The organism is Candidatus Streptomyces philanthi (genome assembly GCF_059553635.1).
Genome location: NZ_JCANQV010000486.1, coordinates 1 through 2,708, shown reverse-complemented (window position 1 = coordinate 2,708; position 2,708 = coordinate 1). Strand labels below are relative to the sequence as shown.

The following is a 2,708-nucleotide window of genomic DNA, read 5'->3' as shown; positions in this document are numbered from 1 at the left end:
CGGACTGCCCGGCCCGACGCCGAGCTGGACGCCGAAGTTCGTCAGCGCCAGCCAGAAGACGGCGGCGAGCGCGACGGCGGACAGCGCGGGGGCGACCAGCCGGTTCCACAGCGGCTCGCCGGACTCCCGCCGCGCGAAGAAGCAGATCACCGCGACCGAGGTCACGCACAGCAGCAGGATCACGCCCAGCGCGCCCAGGTTCGTCAGCCAGGTGAAGACATCGTCCACCGGATCGCGGCCGGCGAGCGCGAAGGCCGCGGTGACGGTGAGGGTGACGGCGGTCTGGACGAGCGAGCCCCGGTGCGGCGAACCGTGGCGCGGATGCGGCACTCCGAGCGCGCGGGGCAGCACGCCCTCGCGCCCCAGGGAGCGCAGATAGCGGGCGGCCGCGTTGTGGAAAGAGAGCAGCGCCGCCACCAGACTGGTGATCAGGAAGAGCTGGGCCAGGTCCGAGAAGAGGGGCCCCAGGCTGCCGCGCCCGAGGGTGAACATCATGTCCGGGCCGTGCCGTTGGGCGAGGGCCACCGCGCGGCCGGGGCCGGCACCGGTGATCATCGCCCAGGACGTCAGCGCGTAGAAGACGCCGACGAGGACGACGGACGTGTAGGTGGCGCGGGCGACGGTGCGCCGCGGGTCCTTGCACTCCTCCCCGTACAGCGCCGCCGACTCGAAGCCCATGAACGCCGCGAAGACACAGCACAGGGCGACACCGAGGGCCCCGTCGGCGACCGCGCCCGGGGTGAACGGCGCCAGGGAGACGCCCTCCGGGGCGCGGCCGAACTGCGCGAGGTCGAAGACCAGGACGGTGCCGGACTCCAGCGCGATCAGCACCGCGAGCACCTTCGCGCCGAGATCGACCCGGCGGTGGCCCAGCACACCGACCAGCGCCGTACACAGGAACACCAGCGCCCACCAGGGCACGTCAAGTCCCAGCCGGGCGCGCAGGAAGTCCGCGGTGGTGGCGCCGAACAGGCCCGCGACGCCCACCTGCATGGCGTTGTACGCGACCAGCGCGACGAAGGCGGCGGCGACCCCGGCGGTACGGGAGAGGCCCTGCGCGGCGTACGCGTAGAAGGCCCCGGCGCCGGTGATGCGGCGGCTCATCGCCGCGTAGCCGGCGGCGAAGACGGTGAGTAGCGCGGCGACCGCCAGATAGAGCAGGGGGATACCCAGCACCTTGGTGACGCCGAGGGACTGCGGGATGCCGCCGGCCGCCACGGTCAGCGGGGCGGAGGCGGCGACGACGAAGAAGACGACACCGGGCACACCGATCCGGCCGGCGGGCGCTTCGGCCGGGAGGGTGGCGGCGGTGACAGGAACGGTGGGGGCGCTCGGACCCATGGCCATACCAAGCTCCTGGGGCGGGAGATGATGGGCAGGCGACGCGTGGCGGCGCACGACGGCGCGCACGCCCGCGTGCGGGTGTACCGGGACGGTACGAAGGCGTACGGACGAGGGCGTGCCGGACCGGCCGCGATATCGTTTGAGTCCGTACGGGATGCGGGTGCGGCAGATCGTACGGCCGCGAACGACGCCCGGCAAGGGAAGAGGAGTGACCGAAGGCGATGCGCTGGCAGCGGCAGAGGGAGACGCAGTGGTGAGCGGGCACCGGTCCATCGGGGACACCGAGAAGGCCGTCCAGGCCAAGCTCGGCGACACTCCCATCCGGCACGCGCAGATGGCCGCGGTGGCGAACATCTACCGCGCCGCCGCCTCCGTGCGCCAGCACTTCGAGAACTCCGTCCTGCGCGGCGCCGAACTGACCTGGACCTCCTTCGTCGTCCTCTGGGTCGTCTGGATCTGGGGCGAGATGGAGACCCGCCGGGTCGCCGAGGAGGCCGGCATCTCCAAGGGCACCCTCACCGGCGTGGCCCGCACCCTCCAGAGCCGCGGCCTGATGGAACGCAGCGGCCACCCCACCGACGGCCGCCTGGCACTCCTCTCGCTCACCCCCGCCGGCGAGGAACTGATGGCGCGGGTCTTCCCGCAGTTCAACGCCGAGGAGGCGTTCGTCGCCGAGGGCCTGACCGACAAGGAGGCCCTCCAGCTCGCCGACCTGCTGCGCCGCATCGTCGTCCAGGTCGAGACGCACGGCGAGGAGCGCCGCCTCGAACTCCTCGACGGCGCCGACCCCCGCCCCCGCCGCAGCGGCCGGCGGGCGCGGGGATAGGGCCCGGCGTCAGTCACGCCCCCGCGCCGCCCCCACCAGCCCCTCGAACAGCCCCCGCTGCGCCGGGTCCCGGTCCGCCGTGTCCTCCGGGTGCCACTGGACGGCCGTGAACCATCCGGGCGCGCCGGGGAGGGAGAGCGCCTCGACGGTGCCGTCGGCGGCGCGGGCGGTGACGGTGAGACCGTCGCCGAGCCGTTCCACGCACTGGTGGTGGTAGCAGGACGCGGTCACCTCGGTCGTGCCCAGGAGAGCGGCGAGAGGGGAGCGGGGGACGATCGTGACCGGGTGGACCCGGTGGCGGTGGTCGTCGTCCATGTGCTGGCGCAGGGTGCCGCCCAGGGCGATGTTCACCGTCTGGAGGCCGCGGCAGACCGCCAGCGTCGGCAGGCCCGCGGCCAGCGCGCGGCGGGCGAGGGCGAGGTCGAACGCGTCCTGTTCGGCGTCCACGTCGTAGACGCTCCCGTGCGCCGGGCCGGACGCGTACAGCTTCGGCGACAGGTCGCCGCCGCCGGGCAGCAGCAGTCCGTCGCAGCGGGCC

General features: G+C 73.9%; 3 protein-coding genes. 1 reads left to right on the top strand and 2 read right to left on the bottom strand.

The features are described from left to right. A partial coding sequence (locus tag AC51EU_RS29305; RefSeq protein ID WP_496270121.1) for an APC family permease occupies positions 1-1,347 on the bottom strand: 1,347 nt, incomplete at its 3' end. A 250-nt stretch (positions 1,348-1,597) separates the two neighbouring features. On the opposite strand from AC51EU_RS29305, the gene AC51EU_RS29300 reads away from it, so the two are divergent. Next, complete coding sequence (locus AC51EU_RS29300) at positions 1,598-2,170, top strand: MarR family winged helix-turn-helix transcriptional regulator (protein ID WP_496270120.1); 573 nt, start codon at positions 1,598-1,600, stop codon at positions 2,168-2,170. 9 nt (positions 2,171-2,179) lie between these two features. On the opposite strand, the gene AC51EU_RS29295 is transcribed toward AC51EU_RS29300, so the two are convergent. Continuing rightward, positions 2,180-2,708: gamma-glutamyl-gamma-aminobutyrate hydrolase family protein (locus tag AC51EU_RS29295; protein WP_496270119.1), on the bottom strand; the 529-nt coding region annotated here is incomplete at its 5' end.